The sequence below is a fragment of the Ensifer canadensis genome, from assembly GCF_017488845.2.
Lineage (GTDB): Bacteria > Pseudomonadota > Alphaproteobacteria > Rhizobiales > Rhizobiaceae > Ensifer > Ensifer canadensis.
In genome coordinates this window covers 1,042,610-1,061,079 of sequence record NZ_CP083370.1, presented here as the reverse complement: position 1 = coordinate 1,061,079, position 18,470 = coordinate 1,042,610, and the positions used below count along the sequence as shown (strand labels likewise).

Genomic DNA, 18,470 nt, shown 5'->3' with positions numbered 1-18,470 from the left:
TTCAATTTCATAAAGGCAGGACGACCATGGCAAAAGCCACCACCATCAAGATCAAGTTGCTGTCGACAGCCGACACGGGTTTCTTCTACGTCACGACCAAGAACAGCCGTACGATGACGGACAAGATGACCAAGACCAAGTATGATCCGGTCGCCAGAAAGCACGTCGAGTTCAAGGAAACCAAGATCAAGTAAGATCTGACGTTTCGTGGGATCAAGGGGCGCCAACCGCAAGGTTTGGCGCCCCTTTCCGTTGGTGCGCCAAGAAGCGGCCGCCGACTGTTCGGAGGCCGTCCCGCCTGCGTGTGCGCACAGGCAAGAATCAAAAAGCGCTGTCCCTTCCGGAACAGCGCTTTGAATGGGGGTCGGCTGGCTACTGACCGCGGCACGAGGATTCCGCAGGTGTCAAAAGCCAACCGACCGACCCCACGACCCAGGAGATGCGGCGGACCTGAGCATCATGGGGTAACCGAAGCTGATGGAAGCTATGCCCCCGCATTTATCAGCATCACCTGAAAATAGAAAAAAATCAATGAATTCTTAATGCGCGAAGCGGTGTCGCTCGGCGCATGGTTAATTCCGTATCACATCGGCACATGTAAATGCTTGCGCGCCGCCGCTACCAAACCCCTCGGTAGCATCGTTGCGGCGGTGAATACAACTTTAAAGGCATATCGCAAGAGGGATCCGGAATTTCATCAAGCCACCAGCAGGTGGTGACAGGCTCGGTTCTTTCCGTCAGGCTGCAGCCGCCACCACTCTGTTGCGACCCTCGTTCTTCGCCTGGTAGAGCGCCATATCTGCGCGCTTCAGCAAAGCTTCTGTCGTGTCGCCTTCCAGTTTCAGGCCGGCAATGCCCATGGACGCGGTGATGACCAGCGCGCCGTCCGCATGCGGTATCGAGAATGGCTGACTCTCGATGATATGCCGCAACCGCTCGGCAACGGCGGCCGCCATCTCCGGCGGTGTGTCGGGCATGACCACGACGAACTCTTCGCCGCCAAAGCGGCAGGCCAGATCGGCGCCGCGGACGGTGGAGCGGATGCGGTTGGCAAATTCGCGCAACACCTCATCACCAACATCGTGACCATAGGTGTCGTTGACCTGCTTGAACCGATCGATGTCGGTCATGCAGATCGACAACGGGCGACCGCGTGCTCCCGCACGATCGAGCAGCAGCTTCAGATGATTGTCGAGATAGCGGCGGTTGTGCAGCCCTGTCAGGCCATCGGTGACCGCCAGCTCGATCGTCTGCTGCACGCTCTTTCTCAGCATGTCGTTGCAATGCTTGCGCCTGATCTGGGTCAACGAGCGGGCAACAAGCTCATTGGGATCAACCGGCCGGATGATGTAGTCGGTAATACCGAGATCGAGCGCACGCACGATCATCTCGTCATTGCCCTGCTCCGTGATCAGCAGGATCGGAATGAAACGTGTGCGCTCCAGCGATCGCAACTGCGAGCACAATCGCAAGGGATCGTAATCGTCGAAGTTGGCGTTGACGATGACGAGGTCGAAATTGTTCTCGGCCGCCTCGAACAGCGCCGCCTGCGGGTCGGAGATAACAGAGACATCGGCAATCGGCTTGAGCGTGCGCTGCAGCCGCTCCTGAGAGGAGCCGCGGCCATCGACCAGGAGGATATTGCCCGGCTCGTCCGGACGGTCCTGACGGGCCAGTTCCTGCAGGCCGATAGTCTGCGCCGTCTGGGCCCGCAGCCGCAATTCGTCGCTGACGTTCTTCAGGCGGACGAGGCTCTTCACCCGCGACATCAACTGAAGATCGTTGACCGGCTTCGTCAAGAAATCGTCGGCGCCGGCCTTTAACCCGCGAACCCGATCGGACGGCTGGTCGAGTGCCGTCACCATGACGACGGGAATATGTGCTGTGCGTGCATTGGCCTTCAGACGTTCGCAGACCTCGAAGCCGTCGATGCCGGGCATCATGATGTCGAGAAGCACCAGGTCGACCGGTGTCGTCTCGCAGAGCGTCAGCGCCGTATGGCCATCACCCGCCGTCAGCACATCGAAATACTCAGCGAGCAGACGCGCTTCGAGAAGCTTAACGTTGGCAGGCACGTCATCGACAACAAGAATGCGCGCAGTCATATCAATTTTCCCGCCAGTTAGGCATCGCCAAGGTAGGTCTTGATCGTCTCAATAAACTTTGGCACAGAAATCGGTTTTGAAACATAGGCTTCGCATCCGCCCTGACGGATACGTTCCTCGTCGCCCTTCATGGCGAAGGCAGTCACGGCGATCACCGGGATGACGTGCAACTCATCGTCTTCCTTCAACCACTTCGTGACTTCGAGCCCGGAGACCTCCGGCAGCTGAATGTCCATCAAAATCAGATCGGGGCGATACTTCCGCGCCAGCTCGAGCGCCTCCATACCGTTGCGCGTCTGGATCGTCGCGTAGCCGGAAGCCTCAATCAGGTCTCGGAAGAGCTTCATGTTCAGCTCGTTATCCTCAACAATCATTACCTGTTTGGGCATGTCGATCCCTTGCTGTCCGTCGTCTTCTTGCAAGTCTTCTCAAGACATCTAAGTTGCAGAACCAACGACTCGACCCATTTCCTCAAGTTCACCGATAAACCTATTTGGTTGAAAAATAGGTAATTCCGGGCGTAAAAACAGTAGGAGGCCAAGACATTGAAGAGCGCCGACGAAATCGCCATCGACATTCTCTCCTGGCTTGCCGGCGAGCCGGACCTGCTGTCCCGATTTCTGGCGCTGACCGGCACGGACCCGTCCTCCCTGCGCAACGCGATCGGCGAGCCGGGCTGCATGGGTGGGCTCATCGCCTTTCTTATGGACCACGAACCAACGTTGATCGCTTTCTGCGATGCAACAGGGACAGCCCCGCAGGATGTCGTGCGTGCGCATGAGAAGCTTTCCGGCGCCGCCGATCTGCAGGACAGCTGAGCTTGAGCAACACCGTCTTCGAAGATGAAATCCGCCTTAGCAACCGCCCGCTTGTTATCAGCGACATCGATGAAGTCGTGCTCGAATTCCTGGATCCATTCCGGTCCTTTCTCGAAAGCCGCGACCACGTCCTCTTGCCGCGCTCCTTCCGGCTGACCGGCAACATCATCCATCGCGCAACGGAGCGGGCAGCGAGCGAGGCTGACGTCAAGGACATGCTCGATGCCTTCTACGCCACGCAGGATCGCTGGCAGACGCCGACTGCCGGCGTTGTCGAGACTCTCCGTGAATTGTCCAAGCAGGCTGACATCGTCTTCCTGACGGCCATGCCACCGCGCCATGCGGCCGCGCGTCGTGCTCTGCTCGACCGGCTCGATCTTCCCTATCCACTGCTCGCATCCGAGGAACCCAAAGGGCCGATCGTTCAGCGCCTGCATGCCGGACGGGCGCTTCCCGTTGTTTTCATCGACGATATCGCGCGCAACCTGCAATCGGTGCAGGAGCACGCGCCATCCTGCCTGCTGATCAATCTGATGGCGAACGCCGAGTTTCGGGCGCTCGCGCCTCAACCGGCGGACTGCGTTCACATTGCTAGCGACTGGGTCGACGCTGCGAATGCCATTCGCGCGCATTTCCAGCGATAGCGGCACCCGGACCAGCAGATCGAGACCTGCAAGACGACGCGCAAAATCCGACCAGCGGCTTGGCGTCGGCAACCTGACATGCAAGGCAATTTCCAACGCGGCCTCCCTTGAGACTCGTTAGCGTAGAGCGTAAAGTCCCAATGTTCAACATTTGTTCCAGATATGCTCGACAGTGGTTCTCAAACTCCAGGCTTCTGCCGTGACTGCCTCAGGGAACAGACCGCGACGGCGCGACGCTGCCTTGCCTGCGGCAGCCCCCGTCTGTTGCGTCATGCCGAGCTCTACGACCTGACTCTAGCCCATATCGACTGTGATGCGTTTTACGCCTCCGTCGAGAAGCGGGACAATCCGGAGCTTGCCGACAAGCCAGTGATTATCGGCGGCGGCAAGCGCGGCGTCGTCTCGACGGCTTGTTACATCGCCCGCATTCACGGCGTGCGCTCGGCAATGCCGATGTTTAAGGCGCTTGAGGCCTGCCCGCAGGCGGTCGTGATCAAGCCCGAGATGGAAAAATACGTTCGCGTCGGCCGCGAGGTCCGCACGTTGATGCAGGAGCTGACACCGCTGGTGCAGCCGCTCTCCATCGATGAGGCCTTCCTGGAGCTCAGCGGCACCCAACGGCTGCACCACGATCCCCCCGCGCGCACCCTCGCCCGCTTTGCCCGCCGTGTCGAACAGGAGATCGGCATTACCGTCTCCGTCGGCCTTTCCTACTGCAAGTTCCTCGCCAAGGTTGCCTCCGATCTGCAGAAGCCTCGCGGCTTCTCGGTAATCGGCCAGGCCGAGGCGCTCGAATTCCTGAGAGAAAGGCCGGTGACCTTGATCTGGGGCGTCGGCAAGGCGTTCGCCGCCACGCTGGAGCGCGATGGCATTCGCACGATCGGTCAGCTTCAGACGATGGAGGAAGCCGACCTCATGCGCCGCTACGGCACCATGGGCCAGAGGCTCTACCGCCTGTCGCGCGGCCTCGACGAAAGAACGGTCGAGATCGACGGCGAGGCGAAAAGCGTATCGTCAGAGACGACATTCAACGACGATCTCGCCCGCTACGACGATCTCGTCACGCATCTGCGTCGGCTGAGCGAACAGGTCGCCCACCGCCTGCGTAAATCCGAACTCGCCGGCCAGACCGTCGTTTTGAAGCTGAAGACTGCCGACTTCAAGACCAGGACTCGCAACCGCCGCCTCGACAGTCCGACGCGGCTCGCAGACCGTATCTTCCGCACCGGGCTGCAGCTTCTGGAGAAGGAAGTTGACGGCACGAAGTACCGGCTGATCGGCATCGGAGTCAGCGATCTTTCCAGCCCCGATCTCGCAGATCCCCCCGATCTGGTCGATCCAGCCGCAACCCGTCGTGCCGCCGCCGAGGACGCCATCAACAAGCTGCGCGACAAGTTCGGCAAGGCCAGCGTCGAAACCGGCTACACCTTTGGCAGCCGCAAGCGCGATCACTAGTGCGTTATCGGCGGCGGCTTGACGTATCCTGCAAGGATAAAAACATGCAGCAATTCAAAGTGCTACAGCGACCTTTGCGCGTCTAATAAGACGCGCGGCGCTGTAGGTCGATCGGGACAAATTCTTTAAAGATTTCAGCGTAAGCTTGTCGGCCAGTTTACGTGTTGGGATGAGTGTATGGTATTGCGTTTCGCTCTCACGGCCAGCGTCGTCGTCTTCTTGTTTTCGCCTGCGGTCGGCTTTGCCGGCAGCAACGCACCGCTGCAGATCATCGTTTCGAAGAACCAGCAATCCCTCGTCGTCTATGACGGCGACGCGGTGATCGCAACGTCGGCAGTCTCTACCGGCAAGGCCGGCCATTCCACACCGACGGGCATCTTCTCGATCCTTGAAAAACGCCGTCACCACAAATCCAACATCTATTCGAATGCGCCGATGCCCTTCATGCAGCGACTGACCTGGTCAGGCATTGCGCTGCATGGCTCCAATCACGTGCCGGCCTATCCGGCTTCGCACGGTTGCGTGCGCCTGCCGAGCAAGTTTGCCGCCAGCCTCTTCAAGATGACGTCGCGCGGCGTGCATGTCCTGATAACCGATCGGCAGGTCAGCCCCACCGAAGTGTCGAGCGCCGTGCTCTTCCAGCGCAACCCGGCGCCCGGCGAGAACCCCGCACCGCTGTCGGATGTGCCCCTCCGCCCGGCGATCAGCCAGACCGAGACCATGCCGGTCGAAGTGGCGATGACCGAGGCATCGACCGCCAACTCAGTCATCAAAGCAGAAGACCGCGAGCCGATCCGCATGCTGATCACCCGACGCGGCGAGCGCGATATCAAGCGTGCAGTCCAGTCGGCGCTGAACCAACTCGGCTATGTCGCCGGCGTGCCGGACGGCCACATCGGCCCGGACACGACCGCCGCCATCAACGCGTTCCAGACTGCCGAGGGATCGACCGTCGATGGCAAGCTGACGCCGGAGCTGACTGAGGCGATCTTCAGGAAAGCGGGCCGCGACGTTCCCCCCAACGGGGTGATCCTTGTCCGCCAGGGTTTCAAGCCGATTTTCGAGGCAGGCGTCACGATCGACAAGCCGGAGCAGGCGCTCGGCACGCATTTCCTGCAATTTCAAGAGATTGACGAGGGAAAGAGCGAAGGCAAGTGGTACGGCGTACCGCTCGAAAACCATCTGCCGTCATCGGTGAAGAAGCGCCTCGGGATCGCCGCCGACGCCGACGCATCAGCCTTCAATGCCGTCCAGCGCACGCTCGGGCGCCTGACGGTCTCCGACGACGTCCGCGAACGGATCGGCGGCCTGCTTGCAGACGGTTCGTCGCTGTCGATTTCGGACATGGAGAGCGGGCTCGAAACCGGCGACGGGACCGATTTCATCACAATCACCCGCGCATCCCCGCGGGGCTGATGCCCTGCGCAGTCGATCCGATACTCAAAAGCTGCGCTGCAGCCGCGCCTGACGTTCCGTATCTTTATACGCCGCCGGCTCAAGCAATCATGCAGCGCGGTCAGACGAGTTCAACGTCGACCACACCCGGAGCCGAGCGAAGTGCTGCGGCAATCTCCGGCGAAATCCTGAACTTCTCGTTGAGTTCGACCTCGATCTCGCGCTGGCCGTTATCCTTGATGACGATGAAGGAAACGAGACCCTCGCCCCTCGCATTCAAATGGGCGGCGATCGACTTCAGTGGTCCTGAATCGCGCACATAAACGCGCAGCGCCTTCTGCATCTGCAGCGATTCTTCCTCGAGCGAGCGCAGGGTCTGGATGCGAAGGCCGATGCCTTCCGGCCGCTCCTCCGCCTGAACCGTCATCACCAGCGATTTGCCGGGCTCAAGCAGGTCGCGATACTGGTGCAGCATTTCCGAAAACAGCACGGCCTCGAACTGACCGGACGAATCCGAGAAAGCGATGATGCCCATCTTGTTGCCGGTTCGGGTCTTGCGCTCCTGTCTGGAGGTAACGGTGCCGGCGAGACGTCCCGCCGTTGCGCCCTTCTTCACCGCTCCGGCGAAATCGCCGAAGGTCTGGACGCGCATCTTGGCGAGCAGCGGGTTGTAGGTGTCGAGCGGATGGGCCGAGAGATAGAAGCCCAGCACCTGAAACTCGCGGTGCAGCTTTTCTGAGGCGAGCCACGGCGTGTAGGTGGGAAGCGAGATCCGTTCCGGTCCGGTCGCGGCCCCCGCACCGAACATATCGCTCTGTCCGCTCGTCTTGTTTTCCTGCGCGCGCTGGGCAAAGCCGAGGATGCGATCGAGACCGCCGACCAGCTCGGCACGGTCGTAACCGAAGCAATCGAAGGCGCCGGCCGCGATCAGGCTTTCGAACACACGCCGGTTGAGCAGCTTCGGGTCGATCCTCAGGCAGAAATCCTCAAGGCTCGCAAACTCGCGGTCGCCGCGAACGGCAACGATATGCTCGACTGCCGATTCGCCGACACCCTTGATGGCGGCCAATGAGTAGTAGATGCGCTTGTCGCCGGTCTGGAAATGCCGGAAGGAGGACTGGACCGACGGCGCAATCACCTGGATGCCGAGGCGCCCGGCATCCTGACGGAAGTCGTTGACCTTCTCCGTGTTGGCCATATCGAGCGTCATCGACGCCGCCAGGAACTCGACCGGATAGTGCGCCTTCATATAGGCCGTCTGATAGGAGACGATGGCGTAGGCGGCAGCGTGCGACTTGTTGAAGCCGTAGTTGGCGAACTTGGCGAGAAGATCGAAGATCAGATCGGCCTGCGGCTTCGATACCTCGTTCTTGACCGCGCCGTCGACGAAACGGGCGCGCTGCTTGTCCATTTCCTCCTTGATCTTCTTGCCCATGGCGCGACGCAGAAGGTCGGCTTCGCCGAGCGAATAGCCCGACAGGACCTGGGCGATCTGCATCACCTGCTCCTGGTAGACGATAACGCCCTGCGTTTCCTTGAGCAGATGGTCGATCTTCGGATGGATCGATTCGATCTCTTCTTCGCCGTGCTTGCGGGCGTTGTAGACCGGGATATTCTCCATCGGGCCCGGACGATAAAGCGCCACCAGCGCAATAATGTCCTCGATGCAGTCTGGCCGCATACCGATCAGCGCCTTGCGCATGCCGGCACTTTCCACCTGGAACACGCCGACCGTCTCGCCGCGCGACAGCATCTCGTAGGTCTTCTCGTCGTCGAGCGGAATGCTGGCGAGATCGACCTCGATGCCGCGCAGCTTGACGAAGTCGACGGCGACCTTCAGCACGGTCAGCGTTTTCAGGCCGAGGAAGTCGAATTTTACCAGGCCGGCCTGCTCGACCCATTTCATGTTGAACTGCGTCACCGGCATATCGGAACGCGGATCGCGATACATCGGCACGAGCTTTGACAGCGGCCGGTCGCCGATCACGATACCGGCTGCGTGGGTCGAGGCATGGCGATAGAGACCCTCGATCTTCTGCGCGATGTCGAGAAGACGGGCGACGACGGGTTCCTTTTCCGCCTCTTCCTGCAGGCGCGGTTCTTCCTCGATCGCCTTTGACAGCGGCGTCGGGTTGGCCGGATTGTTGGGCACGAGCTTGCAGATCTTGTCGACCTGGCCATAGGGCATCTCGAGCACGCGGCCGACGTCGCGCAGCGCCGCGCGCGCCTGAAGCGAACCGAAGGTGATGATCTGGGCCACCTGCTCGCGGCCGTATTTCGCCTGGACGTAGCGAATGACTTCTTCGCGCCGGTCCTGACAGAAGTCGATGTCGAAGTCGGGCATCGATACGCGTTCCGGATTGAGGAAGCGTTCGAACAGCAGTGAGAACCGCATCGGGTCGACATCGGTGATCGTCAGCGCATAGGCGACGAGCGAGCCCGCGCCCGAACCGCGTCCCGGGCCGACGGGGATGTCCTGCTGCTTGGCCCATTTGATGAAGTCGGCAACGATCAGGAAGTAGCCGGGGAACTTCATGCGCTCGATGACGCTGAGTTCGAACGCCAACCGCTCGCGGTACTCTTCCTCTGTATAGCCGGGCGCCATGCCGAGCTTGCGCAACCGATCGTCGAGCCCCTCTTCCGCCTGCCGGCGCAACTCGCTGGACTCGGCACGCTCGGCCTCCTCCGGATCGTCCGAGGCGCCGGTGAAGCGTGGCAGGATCGGCCCGCGCGTCTTCAGCATGAACGAGCAGCGCCGCGCGATCTCGATGGTATTTTCGAGCGCCTCGGGCAGGTCGGCAAAAAGTGCCGCCATTTCCTTCCGGCTCTTGAGATAATGATCCGGCGTCAACCGGAACCGACTGTCGTCGGAAACCATGGCGTTGTGAGCGACCGCCATCAGCGCGTCGTGCGCGTCATAGTCGGATGGCGAGGGAAAGAACGCCTCGTTGGTCGCAACCAGAGGCACATCGAACTTGTACGCCAGATCGATCATCCGGCTTTCATGTCGGCGGTCAAAGTTTCCGTGCCGTTGCAGCTCGATATAGAGCCGATCGCCGAAGAGATCCTTTAGGGCTTCCAGGCGTGCCTCGGCCAAGGCCGTCGAGCCGGATTTCACCGCCATGTCGATCGGGCCGCCGCCTGCGCCCGAAAGGGCGATCAGCCCGTCGGTGCCGGCCTCCACGAGCCACGACCGCGTGATCCTCGTGACCTGGCTGCCTTCGCCGCCGAGATAGGCGCGGCTTACCAGATCGACCAGTCGTGTGTAGCCGTCGTCCGTCGCGGCGATCAGGACGATGGCCGGCAGCTTGGCGAGCTGCTGGGCATGGCTGCGACGTTCGCCGTCACCGTCGTCTTCCATGTCGATCGACAACTGACAGCCGGTCAGCGGCTGCAGGCCGTCCTCGGCCGCCTTCTGGGAAAATTCAAGGGCTGCGAAAAGATTGTTGGTGTCGGCGATACCGATCGCCGGCTGAGCATCGGCCACAGCCTTGCCGATCACCTTCTTCAAAGGCAGTGCGCCTTCGAGCAGCGAAAAAGCCGAGTGAACACGCAAATGCACGAACTGCGGATCCGCAGTCGTCTGATCGTTCCGTTCCCCGCTGCCGTGATCCGCCATCTCTACATCCTGATTCCTGTCAGGGTGTCAGGATATCCCGTTTATCACCCGCCATGTCCAGTTTTGCATCGTGGGCCGGCGTTCTTTTCAACGGTGCTGGTGTCGGGGGTGCTGTGCCGGGATAATATCGAGCGACCCCGCATCGGGGTCGCGCAGCATCTTGAGTATGCCCAGGGATCAAAGTCCGAGAGCGATGAAGGCAACGCTGGCGACAAACAGGCCCATCGATGTGAAGGCGGCGAGGTCACGAACAAAATCAGTCATAACATGGCTCCTTTTCCGTTATGTATCCACTTTGTTCTTTTTTTGTTCTCTCGTCAATCGCTGTTGAGCACACCGCCCGCTTTCCACCGCGCATGGTTAACCGCATCAACAAAGAGCGTTTGAGGTAATTAACCGAAACCTTGAGCGCTCCGTCCATCGCGCCTATGACTGGACCAACCACACGGAGCACAACGACATGACTGCACGCCTGACCCTGCCTCTCGTTTTTCTGCTTCCTTCCCTCGCCCTTGCCGCCGAGGCGATTGATCCCGGCCGCATTGTCCCGGCCGCGACAGGCGACTGGGACAAGAATGGTGCTGGCGATCTGGCGCTGCTGGTGAAGCCCGATGACGGGACAGACGAGAACAATGCCGTCTATATCTATCTCGCCGGCGAAGACGGCCCGCTGGCGCTCAAGTCGGCCGTTCCGAACAAGGTCTGGGGGCAATACGGCATGGCCGGCCAGGCACCGTCCGTCACGGCGCTTCCGAATGGTTCGCTGGTGATTACCACCCACAACGATTCGGTCGGGCGTGACCGTTGGGAACAGAAGCTGACGATCGCCTATCGCAATTTCGACTTTGTCGTCGGCGGCTACACCTACTCGTCCTATGACACGCTCAATCTCGACAATACCTCGCACTGCGACCTGAATGTGCTGACGGGCAAGGGCAAATCGAACGACAAGCCCGTCAGCGCCAAAGGCGAGCTTGTGCTTCTCGATGACTGGAACGACGACCGCGGCCAGCACGCCTGCGGCATCTAATCGAGCTATTTGTTCCCTTTTTGTTCTTTACATCGACGGAATGTCGCGGCATGCTGCCAGGGAACAAACAAGGTGTTCTCATGGCCAGCATCGAGCAGCTCAAAGACTTCATCGTGGAAGCCAAATCGAAGACATATGTCGGTGGCGGGATAACAAGCCCGCCATCGCGCGCGGGCTCGCGCGATATCGGCTACCAACGCGACCGGTGGCGGTATCTCGACAGTTACTTCGGTGGGACCGATTTCGCAGGACAGGAAACCGTCTGGTTCGAGGACGACACCCGCTGGGCCATGAATTATTTCGGCCGCGTCATCCGGCCCGATCTGATCGATGCGGAACGCGCCGGCATCGTCATCAAAGCCGCGCTCGATACCATGTATCGCGAGAAGCGGCACTTTCTCGGTGGAATGGAATATCGCCACGCCTACGGCTACTACATCGACAACAGCCGCGGCGACACCGGGCACTTTTCCGGACGTGAAGTCATCTTTGTCGACGGCGACGAAGCCTACGAACTCGACTATCGAGGTGGCCTCATCGTGCCTTAAACTAAAGGTTTCGCATCACATTGATATCGCGCGCTCCATTGGAAACGGGCTTTGACGCGAGCGTTATTTCAGCTCGACGACCTTGCCGTCCTCGATCGTCACCCGCCGGTCCATAAGCGATGCCAGCTCGTGATTGTGCGTGGCGATCAGGGCTGCAAGACCGGACTGGCGAGCCAATGCTTCGAGCGCTTCGAAGACGTATCCCGCAGTTTCCGGATCGAGATTGCCGGTCGGCTCATCGGCCAGCAATACCAAGGGAGCATTGGCAACGGCGCGGGCGATCGCCACGCGCTGCTGTTCGCCGCCTGAAAGCTCCGACGGGCGGTGATCGGCGCGGTGGCCGATACGCATGTAGTCGAGCAGCGCCCGCGCACGCTCGGCGGCCTCAGCCTTGCCAAGGCCGGCGATCAGCTGCGGCATCATGATGTTTTCGAGAGCGGTGAACTCCGGAAGCAGATGATGGAACTGGTAGACGAAACCGATCTCGTTGCGACGGATAGCGGTGCGCCTGTCGTCGTTGAGACCGTCGCAGGTCACGCCGTTGACCACGACCTTTCCGCCATCCGGCCGCTCCAGCAGGCCCGCAACATGCAGAAGCGTCGACTTGCCAGTGCCTGACGGCGCCACAAGCGCAACGGTCTCGCCGCTTTTCAGCGTGAAGTCCGCGCCCTTGAGGATCGAGAGGAAGGTGTCCCCCTGCCCGTAATTACGCTCGATGCCCGAAAGCTGCAGTGCCACGCGCGCATTCATTCAGATGATGTCCTTGTCATTCGTACCGCAGGGCCTGCACGGGATCGAGGCGCGAGGCGCGCCATGCCGGAAAGATCGTGGCAAGGAACGACAGGCTGAGGGCCATGACGACGACGAGGATCGTCTCGTCGGCGTTCATATCTGCCGGCAACTGGCTGAGGAAATAGAGCTCGGGGCTGAACAGCGTCGTGCCTGAAATCCAGGAGAAGAATTGGCGAATGGACTCAATGTTCAGGCAGACGACGACACCGAGCAGCACGCCGGCAACGGTTCCCGCCGCACCGATGGCAGCTCCAGTCATGAAGAAGATGCGCATGACGGAGCCGGAGGTCGCGCCCATCGTGCGAAGGATGGCGATGTCGCTCCCCTTGTCCTTCACCAGCATGATCAGTCCGGAAATGATGTTCAGCGCCGCGACCAGAACGATCAACGTCAGGATCATGAACATCACATTACGCTCGACCTCGAGCGCCGAGAAGAACGTCTTGTTGCGGTCGCGCCAATCGGTGATGAAGATCTGCCGCTCGGCAGCGTCCTCGACCGGCTTGCGCAAATCGTCGACCATATCGGGGTGCTCGACGAAGATCTCGATCTGCTGGGCCAAGCCTTCGGCATTGAAGAACAGCTGCGATTCCTCAAGCGGCATGAAGATGATCGACGCATCATATTCCGACATACCGATCTCGAAGATTGCCGAGACCGTATAGGCCTTGACCCGCGGGTTCATGCCCATCGGCGTGACGTCGCCGTTCGGCGATGTCAGCGTGATCGTGCCGCCCACCTGAATGCCGAGCTGCTCAGCCATACGTGAACCGATCGCCACGCCGGTGCCGGCGGCGAAGCCGACGAGATCGCCGGATTGAATATGGTCGGAGACCGACTTCATCTTGCTGAGGTCATCGGCGCGGATGCCGCGCACGAGCGCACCGGTCGAAGAATCGCCGACGCCCTGGGCCAGAACCTGGCCTTCGACCAGCGGGATCGCCATCGTCACACCCTTCACACCGGAAAAGCGGGTGGCGAGGTCGGGGTAATTGTTGAGCGGACCGTCGATCGGTTGCACGATCATGTGGCCATTGATGCCGAGGATGCGCGAGATGAGCTCGGTGCGAAAACCGTTCATCACCGCCATGACGATGATCAGCGTCGCGACGCCGAGCATGATGCCGATGAAGGAGAAGCCGGCGATCACCGAAATGAAGGCTTCCTTGCGCCGCGAACGCAGATAGCGCCAGGCGACCATGCGCTCAAAGGCGGAAAAAGGGCGGCTGGCGGACTTTGCAGACTGGCCAGCGGCCTGCACCTGATCTTCCGTCACGGCGGTCATCCTGCCTCCCCTTGCCTCACTTACTTCGTCGCGATCAGCTTGTTGAGGGCTGCCTCGACAGTCATGGTCTCGCGCTCACCGGTCTTGCGATCCTTGAGCTCGACTTCGCCGTTGGCGATAGAACGCGGTCCGACGATGATCTGGACAGGTACGCCGATAAGATCGGCAGAGGCGAACTTGGCGCCGGCGCGGTCGTCCGTATCGTCGAGCAGCGCATCGAATCCTGCGGCGCCGAGCTTCGAATAGAGCGTCTCGCAGGCTGCGTCGCAAGCGGCATCGCCCGCTTTCATGTTGATGATCACACCATCGAACGGCGAGATCGACTTCGGCCAGATGATGCCGTTGTCGTCATGCGACGCCTCGATGATCGCCGGAACCAGCCGTGTCGGGCCGATGCCGTAGGAGCCCATATGGACCGCGTGTTCCTTGCCATCCGGACCGAGAACCTTCGCGCCCATCGCCTCGGAATACTTGGTGCCGAAGTAGAAGATATGGCCGACTTCAATGCCGCGTGCCGACAGGCGATCGCCTTCGGCGACTTCGTTGAACGCCGCTTCGTCGTGCATTTCGGACGTGGCCGCGTAGCGCGAGGTCCACTTGTCGAAGATCGTCTTCAGACCAGCGACATCATCGAAATTGGTGTCTTCGCCGGGAATATCGAAGCCGAGGAAGTCCTTGTGGCAGAACACTTCGGATTCACCGGTTTCGGCGAGAATGATGAATTCATGGCTGAGATTGCCGCCAATCGGTCCGGTGTCGGCACGCATCGGAATGGCACGCAGCCCCATGCGCGAGAAGGTGCGCAGGTAAGCGGCGAACATCTTGTTATAGGCGTGCTCGGCACCTTCGCGGTCGAGATCGAAGGAATAGGCATCCTTCATCAGGAACTCGCGCGAGCGCATGGTGCCGAAGCGCGGACGGATCTCGTCGCGGAACTTCAGCTGGATATGGTAGAGATTGAGCGGCAGATTGCGGTAGGACTTCACGTAGGAACGGAAGACATCCGTGATCATTTCCTCATTGGTCGGACCATAGAGCATCGGCCGATCCTGGCGGTCCTTGATGCGCAGCATTTCCTTGCCATAGGCGTCATAACGGCCGCTCTCCTGCCAAAGCTCGGCGGACTGCAGCGTCGGCATCAAAAGCTCATTCGCGCCGGTGCGGTTCTGCTCTTCGCGAACGATCGCATTGACCTTGTCGAGAACCCGCTTTCCGAACGGCAGCCAGGTATAGATCCCCGAGGACTGCTGCCGGATCATGCCCGTCCGGAGCATAAGACGGTGGGAAACGATTTCCGCTTCCTTCGGATTTTCCTTCAAGATGGGCATGAAAAAGCGGGACAGGCGCATGACGGGTTCCAGAACTTGATGAACGTCGCACTATCGACGGATTCGGGCGAAATGACGTTGAGCTCAGGTACGCCGGTCTCGCCGAAAACAGGCAAAGGCGACCATTGCTTCTTGGGGTCGGCTCTCAAATTTCCGTCACCGACAAGTCGGCAGGAACCTTTCCGAGCCCTGCGTTCATAGCCGCTTCGCGCCCGGATGAAAACCCTGCTTGCAGAAGGAACCACACAGAGTGGATCGAGAGATTCGAAGGAGAACCGACAAGCCAAAAGCTGCGTCAAAAGAGCACGGTAGTAACAGTATTGCGACGATGCTTGTCAACGGAGAAATTTTATCCAACTGTAGCAAAAATGCAAAAAAATAAGGTGACATCGCCCAATGTTTGGGCTAATTTCGGCTCACAAAACAGGCATGAAGTCTAAATTCTTGCCGACTTTCGCGGTCAAGTCTTGGGAGGATAAGATCTTAGGCGCGCTTCGTCGCTGCCGCCGGAAACGGATTAAAGATCACGCGATACTTGAAAAACAAGGCTTTTAGCCTTGTTTTTTTTTGCCTTTCGCCAAGCGAACCCTCATCGGAGCACCCGGGCTTTCTTGAACTATGTCAATTTCGGGGCGGTCAATCGTAGGATTGCCCGGGTTTCGCGCAGAGAGGCACCCGAGAGAACTCTACGGGCCTGTGCAGCGGTAAATCGATAATACTTAACTGGGGATTGTGAGGAAGCGGACACGATCACTCGATATCCCTAGACGCCGAGCGCCCACATGCTTGCCGATGCTTGGCTCAATAGAACTTCGGATAGAAGCGCGGAATGCTGTCGATGCCGTAGCCGAGCCGCACCGACACAATGTACCAGGCAAGCTGGATGACCGCCGCGATTGCAGTTGTCAGCAGGATGACCCGTTTGGCACGGAACCGCGCCGGCGCGCTTTCGACAGTGCCGGGCACCACCTCGTTTTCCTCCGCCTGCGTGCGCACGCCAAGCGGCAGCACTGCAAACAGCGTCAGCCACCAGATAATGAAGTAGATGGCAAAGGTTGAAAAAAGCGGCATTTCCGGCTCCTGATGAAGACCTGTCCCGAACTGGCTACTGGCCCTCAACGGAACGATCCTCGCGATATTCTACTGCATAATTCCTTAAATCGGCATCGATTTAAGGAGAAAATTATGCAGCAAGTTTAAAGTGTTACAGCGTGCTGAGCGCGTCAAACTTGACGCGCGGCGCTGTAGCCCGCTTATAACGCCACCGGCGCGATCACACAAACCGGCATCGCGCGGTCAACTGTCACACCTGTTCAAGCTCGATCAACGTGCCTTGAAAATCCTTCGGGTGCAGAAAAAGCACCGGCTTGCCGTGAGCGCCGATCTTCGGCTCGCCGTCACCGAGAACCCGCGCGCCGGACGCCTTCAGCGTGTCACGGGCAGCAATGATGTCCTCGACCTCGTAGCAAATGTGATGCATGCCGCCGGACGGGTTCTTGGCGAGAAACGCCGCAATCGGCGAGGCATCGCCGAGCGGCTCCAGCAGTTCGACCTTGGTGTTGGGAAGCGCGACGAAAACGACGGTGACACCGTGCTCGGGCAAGGCTTGCGGCTCGGTCACCGAAGCGCCGAGCGTCACTCGGTAGCCCTCAGCAGCGGATGCCAGATCCGGCACGGCGATTGCCACATGGTTTACACGTCCAAGCATCGCGATCCTCCAACCTTCGGGCTGTTTTCAAGCCCCCGGACGTCTACAGCGCCGGGAGCCTGAAGGAAATCAGACTTTGGTGACGAACACGGTCACCACGGGCTTCTTGCCCCAGATCTGGTTGACGGTGCTACGCACGGCGCGGCGCACCGCCTCCTGCAGCATGGCCAGATCCTTGCGCTTGGCACGCGGGATGCTTTCGACAGCACCGAGCACGGCGTCATAGAGCGTGTCTTCCATGTCCTCGCCCTCGTCGTCGAACTCGGGCAAGCCGATGGCAACGAGGTCAGGATCACCGAGGAAATCGTAGCGGTTGTCGAGCACGACGTTGACTGAGACATGTCCGGCAAAGGAGAGCTTGCGCCGCTCACCGATGCCCATTTCCTCGAAATCACCGATCAGCGAGCCATCCTTGTAGATCCGGCCATGCGGCGCAGTGTCGATGACTTCGGCCGGACCTGGCGCCAGCCGCAGCATATCGCCGTTGCGAAGCCGCGGAACGCTGGCGATACCCGACTGCAGGCCAAGTTCGGCATGCGCCGTCAGGTGTGCGGCCTCACCATGCACCGGCACGAGGATCTGCGGACGGACCCACTGGTACATCTGCTGCAGCTCGCTGCGACGCGGGTGGCCCGACACATGCACCAGCGCTTCACTGTCGGTGATGATGTGAATGCCCTGCTCGATCAGGCCGTTCTTGATGTCGTTGATCGCCTTCTCGTTACCGGGAATGGTACGCGACGAAAACACGACCGTATCGCCGGCGGAAAAGGCGACGTTGCGCATCTCGTCGCGGGCGATCTTGGCAAGTGCGGCACGGGGTTCGCCCTGGCTACCGGTCAGGATCACCACGACCTTGTCGCGCGGCACATAGCCGAACTCGTCTTCGGCGAGGAAAGGCTTGATGCCTTCCATCAGGCCGAGATCGCGGGCGACGGCGACGACGCGCTTCATCGAGCTGCCGAGAAGCAACACCTCGCGGCCCGCCTCTTCCGCAGCTTCCGCAATCGAACGGATGCGCCCGACATTGGAAGAGAAGGTGGTGATCGCCACACGTCCTTCAGACTTGGAGATGATCTGCGTCAGGCTTGCCGAAACCTCCTGCTCGGACGGCGAGACCCCGTCACGAAGCGCATTGGTCGAATCGCAGACCAGCGCCAGCACGCCCTCGTCACCGATCTTGCGGAAGCGCTGCTCGTCGGTCAGGGGCCCGAGCGACGGCTGAAGATCGATCTTCCAGTCGCCGGTGTGAACGATCGCGCCAAGCGGCGTGCGGATGATCAGCGACATCGGCTCGGGGATCGAGTGGTTGACGCCGACCGCTTCGATTTCGAACGGGCCAACATTGATGCGGTCGCCCTGCTTGAAGATCGTTATCGGGATTTCGCCGCGGCTCCTTTCGAAGTCGCGTTTCGCCTCAAGCATGCCCGCGGTAAACGGCGAGGCATAGACCGGTACGTTCAACCCCGGCCAAAGATCGTTGAGACCACCATAGTGATCCTCGTGGGCATGGGTGATGATGATGCCCTTGAGATTGCGGCGTTCTTCCGCCAGGAAACTGATATCGGCCAGAACCAGATCCACTCCCGGCAGCTCCGGCCCCGGGAAGGTGACGCCGCAATCGACCATTATCCACTGTCGATGACCGGGTTTGCCATAGCCATAGAGGCCGAGGTTCATCCCGATTTCACCGACGCCGCCGAGCGGCAAGAACACCAGTTCTTCTTCTTGCGCCATGTTTTT

17 protein-coding genes are annotated in these 18,470 nt (G+C 60.1%); 8 read left to right on the top strand and 9 right to left on the bottom strand.

All coding sequences use genetic code 11. From position 1 onward, the window contains the following. The first annotated feature begins 26 nt into the window (after positions 1-26). Positions 27-194, top strand: a complete 168-nt coding sequence (gene rpmG, locus J3R84_RS05140) for a 50S ribosomal protein L33 (protein WP_007626161.1) — start codon at positions 27-29, stop codon at positions 192-194. A 543-nt stretch (positions 195-737) separates the two neighbouring features. On the opposite strand, the gene J3R84_RS05135 is transcribed toward rpmG, so the two are convergent. Beyond that, the gene (locus J3R84_RS05135) at positions 738-2,105 is read right to left on the bottom strand and encodes a PleD family two-component system response regulator (RefSeq protein ID WP_025426611.1); all 1,368 of its coding nucleotides are present in this window, start codon (positions 2,103-2,105) and stop codon (positions 738-740) included. Between the two features lie 17 nt (positions 2,106-2,122). After that, complete coding sequence (locus J3R84_RS05130; RefSeq protein WP_025426610.1) at positions 2,123-2,494, bottom strand: response regulator; 372 nt, start codon at positions 2,492-2,494, stop codon at positions 2,123-2,125. 156 nt (positions 2,495-2,650) lie between these two features. Between J3R84_RS05130 and J3R84_RS05125 the strand changes: the two genes are divergently transcribed. The 4 genes from J3R84_RS05125 (at position 2,651) to J3R84_RS05110 (ending at position 6,438) form a co-directional block, all read left to right on the top strand. Next, positions 2,651-2,923, top strand: coding sequence for a DUF3572 domain-containing protein (locus J3R84_RS05125; protein ID WP_025426609.1), 273 nt, complete (start codon positions 2,651-2,653; stop codon positions 2,921-2,923). Between the two features lie 2 nt (positions 2,924-2,925). After that, positions 2,926-3,567, top strand: coding sequence for a hypothetical protein (locus J3R84_RS05120; protein WP_081788849.1), 642 nt, complete (start codon positions 2,926-2,928; stop codon positions 3,565-3,567). 162 nt (positions 3,568-3,729) lie between these two features. Continuing rightward, positions 3,730-5,022 carry a DNA polymerase IV gene (locus J3R84_RS05115; RefSeq protein ID WP_057211418.1) on the top strand — a complete coding sequence of 431 codons (1,293 nt, stop codon included), beginning with the start codon at positions 3,730-3,732 and terminating at the stop codon, positions 5,020-5,022. A gap of 183 nt (positions 5,023-5,205) precedes the next feature. Continuing rightward, complete coding sequence (locus tag J3R84_RS05110) at positions 5,206-6,438, top strand: L,D-transpeptidase family protein (RefSeq protein ID WP_057211517.1); 1,233 nt, start codon at positions 5,206-5,208, stop codon at positions 6,436-6,438. Between the two features lie 100 nt (positions 6,439-6,538). On the opposite strand, the gene dnaE is transcribed toward J3R84_RS05110, so the two are convergent. Continuing rightward, positions 6,539-10,036, bottom strand: coding sequence for a DNA polymerase III subunit alpha (gene dnaE / locus J3R84_RS05105; RefSeq protein ID WP_057211420.1), 3,498 nt, complete (start codon positions 10,034-10,036; stop codon positions 6,539-6,541). On the opposite strand from dnaE, the gene J3R84_RS05100 reads away from it, so the two are divergent. The 3 genes from J3R84_RS05100 (at position 9,962) to J3R84_RS05090 (ending at position 11,614) form a co-directional block, all read left to right on the top strand. Next, positions 9,962-10,423 (top strand): hypothetical protein, encoded by a 462-nt coding sequence (locus tag J3R84_RS05100; RefSeq protein WP_162174733.1) that lies wholly within the window; start codon positions 9,962-9,964, stop codon positions 10,421-10,423. The two genes, dnaE and J3R84_RS05100, sit on opposite strands and share 75 nt — an antisense overlap. A gap of 73 nt (positions 10,424-10,496) precedes the next feature. Next, positions 10,497-11,066: a hypothetical protein gene (locus J3R84_RS05095; RefSeq protein WP_025426604.1), complete on the top strand. Its 570-nt coding sequence runs from the start codon at positions 10,497-10,499 to the stop codon at positions 11,064-11,066. Between the two features lie 80 nt (positions 11,067-11,146). Then, the gene (locus tag J3R84_RS05090) at positions 11,147-11,614 is read left to right on the top strand and encodes a DUF5680 domain-containing protein (protein WP_025426603.1); all 468 of its coding nucleotides are present in this window, start codon (positions 11,147-11,149) and stop codon (positions 11,612-11,614) included. Between the two features lie 63 nt (positions 11,615-11,677). Here J3R84_RS05090 and J3R84_RS05085 read toward each other — a convergent pair whose 3' ends face one another. The 6 genes from J3R84_RS05085 to J3R84_RS05060 form a co-directional block, all read right to left on the bottom strand. Then, positions 11,678-12,364 (bottom strand): ABC transporter ATP-binding protein, encoded by a 687-nt coding sequence (locus J3R84_RS05085; protein WP_025426602.1) that lies wholly within the window; start codon positions 12,362-12,364, stop codon positions 11,678-11,680. Positions 12,365-12,380: 16 nt separating this feature from the next. Next, on the bottom strand, positions 12,381-13,691 hold the full coding sequence (locus tag J3R84_RS05080; protein WP_025426601.1) for a lipoprotein-releasing ABC transporter permease subunit: 1,311 nt from the start codon (positions 13,689-13,691) through the stop codon (positions 12,381-12,383). A gap of 20 nt (positions 13,692-13,711) precedes the next feature. Beyond that, positions 13,712-15,040, bottom strand: a complete 1,329-nt coding sequence (proS, locus tag J3R84_RS05075; protein ID WP_025426600.1) for a proline--tRNA ligase — start codon at positions 15,038-15,040, stop codon at positions 13,712-13,714. Positions 15,041-15,820: 780 nt separating this feature from the next. Beyond that, entirely contained in the window at positions 15,821-16,090 is a 270-nt protein-coding gene (locus J3R84_RS05070; protein WP_025426599.1) for a DUF1467 family protein, read from the bottom strand. A 232-nt stretch (positions 16,091-16,322) separates the two neighbouring features. Then, positions 16,323-16,727 (bottom strand): methylmalonyl-CoA epimerase, encoded by a 405-nt coding sequence (gene mce, locus J3R84_RS05065; RefSeq protein ID WP_025426598.1) that lies wholly within the window; start codon positions 16,725-16,727, stop codon positions 16,323-16,325. A gap of 69 nt (positions 16,728-16,796) precedes the next feature. Beyond that, positions 16,797-18,464 (bottom strand): ribonuclease J, encoded by a 1,668-nt coding sequence (locus tag J3R84_RS05060; protein WP_025426597.1) that lies wholly within the window; start codon positions 18,462-18,464, stop codon positions 16,797-16,799. Between the last annotated feature and the right edge of the window lie 6 nt (positions 18,465-18,470).

Coding starts and splice junctions, on each gene's coding strand:
- rpmG (WP_007626161.1), top strand. CDS start 27: ATGGCAAAAGCCACCACCATCAAGATCAAGTTGCTGTCGACAGCCGAC.
- J3R84_RS05135 (WP_025426611.1), bottom strand. CDS start 2,105: ATGACTGCGCGCATTCTTGTTGTCGATGACGTGCCTGCCAACGTTAAG.
- J3R84_RS05130 (WP_025426610.1), bottom strand. CDS start 2,494: ATGCCCAAACAGGTAATGATTGTTGAGGATAACGAGCTGAACATGAAG.
- J3R84_RS05115 (WP_057211418.1), top strand. CDS start 3,730: ATGCTCGACAGTGGTTCTCAAACTCCAGGCTTCTGCCGTGACTGCCTC.
- dnaE (WP_057211420.1), bottom strand. CDS start 10,036: ATGGCGGATCACGGCAGCGGGGAACGGAACGATCAGACGACTGCGGAT.
- J3R84_RS05095 (WP_025426604.1), top strand. CDS start 10,497: ATGACTGCACGCCTGACCCTGCCTCTCGTTTTTCTGCTTCCTTCCCTC.
- J3R84_RS05090 (WP_025426603.1), top strand. CDS start 11,147: ATGGCCAGCATCGAGCAGCTCAAAGACTTCATCGTGGAAGCCAAATCG.
- J3R84_RS05085 (WP_025426602.1), bottom strand. CDS start 12,364: ATGAATGCGCGCGTGGCACTGCAGCTTTCGGGCATCGAGCGTAATTAC.
- J3R84_RS05080 (WP_025426601.1), bottom strand. CDS start 13,691: ATGACCGCCGTGACGGAAGATCAGGTGCAGGCCGCTGGCCAGTCTGCA.
- proS (WP_025426600.1), bottom strand. CDS start 15,040: ATGCGCCTGTCCCGCTTTTTCATGCCCATCTTGAAGGAAAATCCGAAG.
- J3R84_RS05070 (WP_025426599.1), bottom strand. CDS start 16,090: ATGCCGCTTTTTTCAACCTTTGCCATCTACTTCATTATCTGGTGGCTG.
- mce (WP_025426598.1), bottom strand. CDS start 16,727: ATGCTTGGACGTGTAAACCATGTGGCAATCGCCGTGCCGGATCTGGCA.
- J3R84_RS05060 (WP_025426597.1), bottom strand. CDS start 18,464: ATGGCGCAAGAAGAAGAACTGGTGTTCTTGCCGCTCGGCGGCGTCGGT.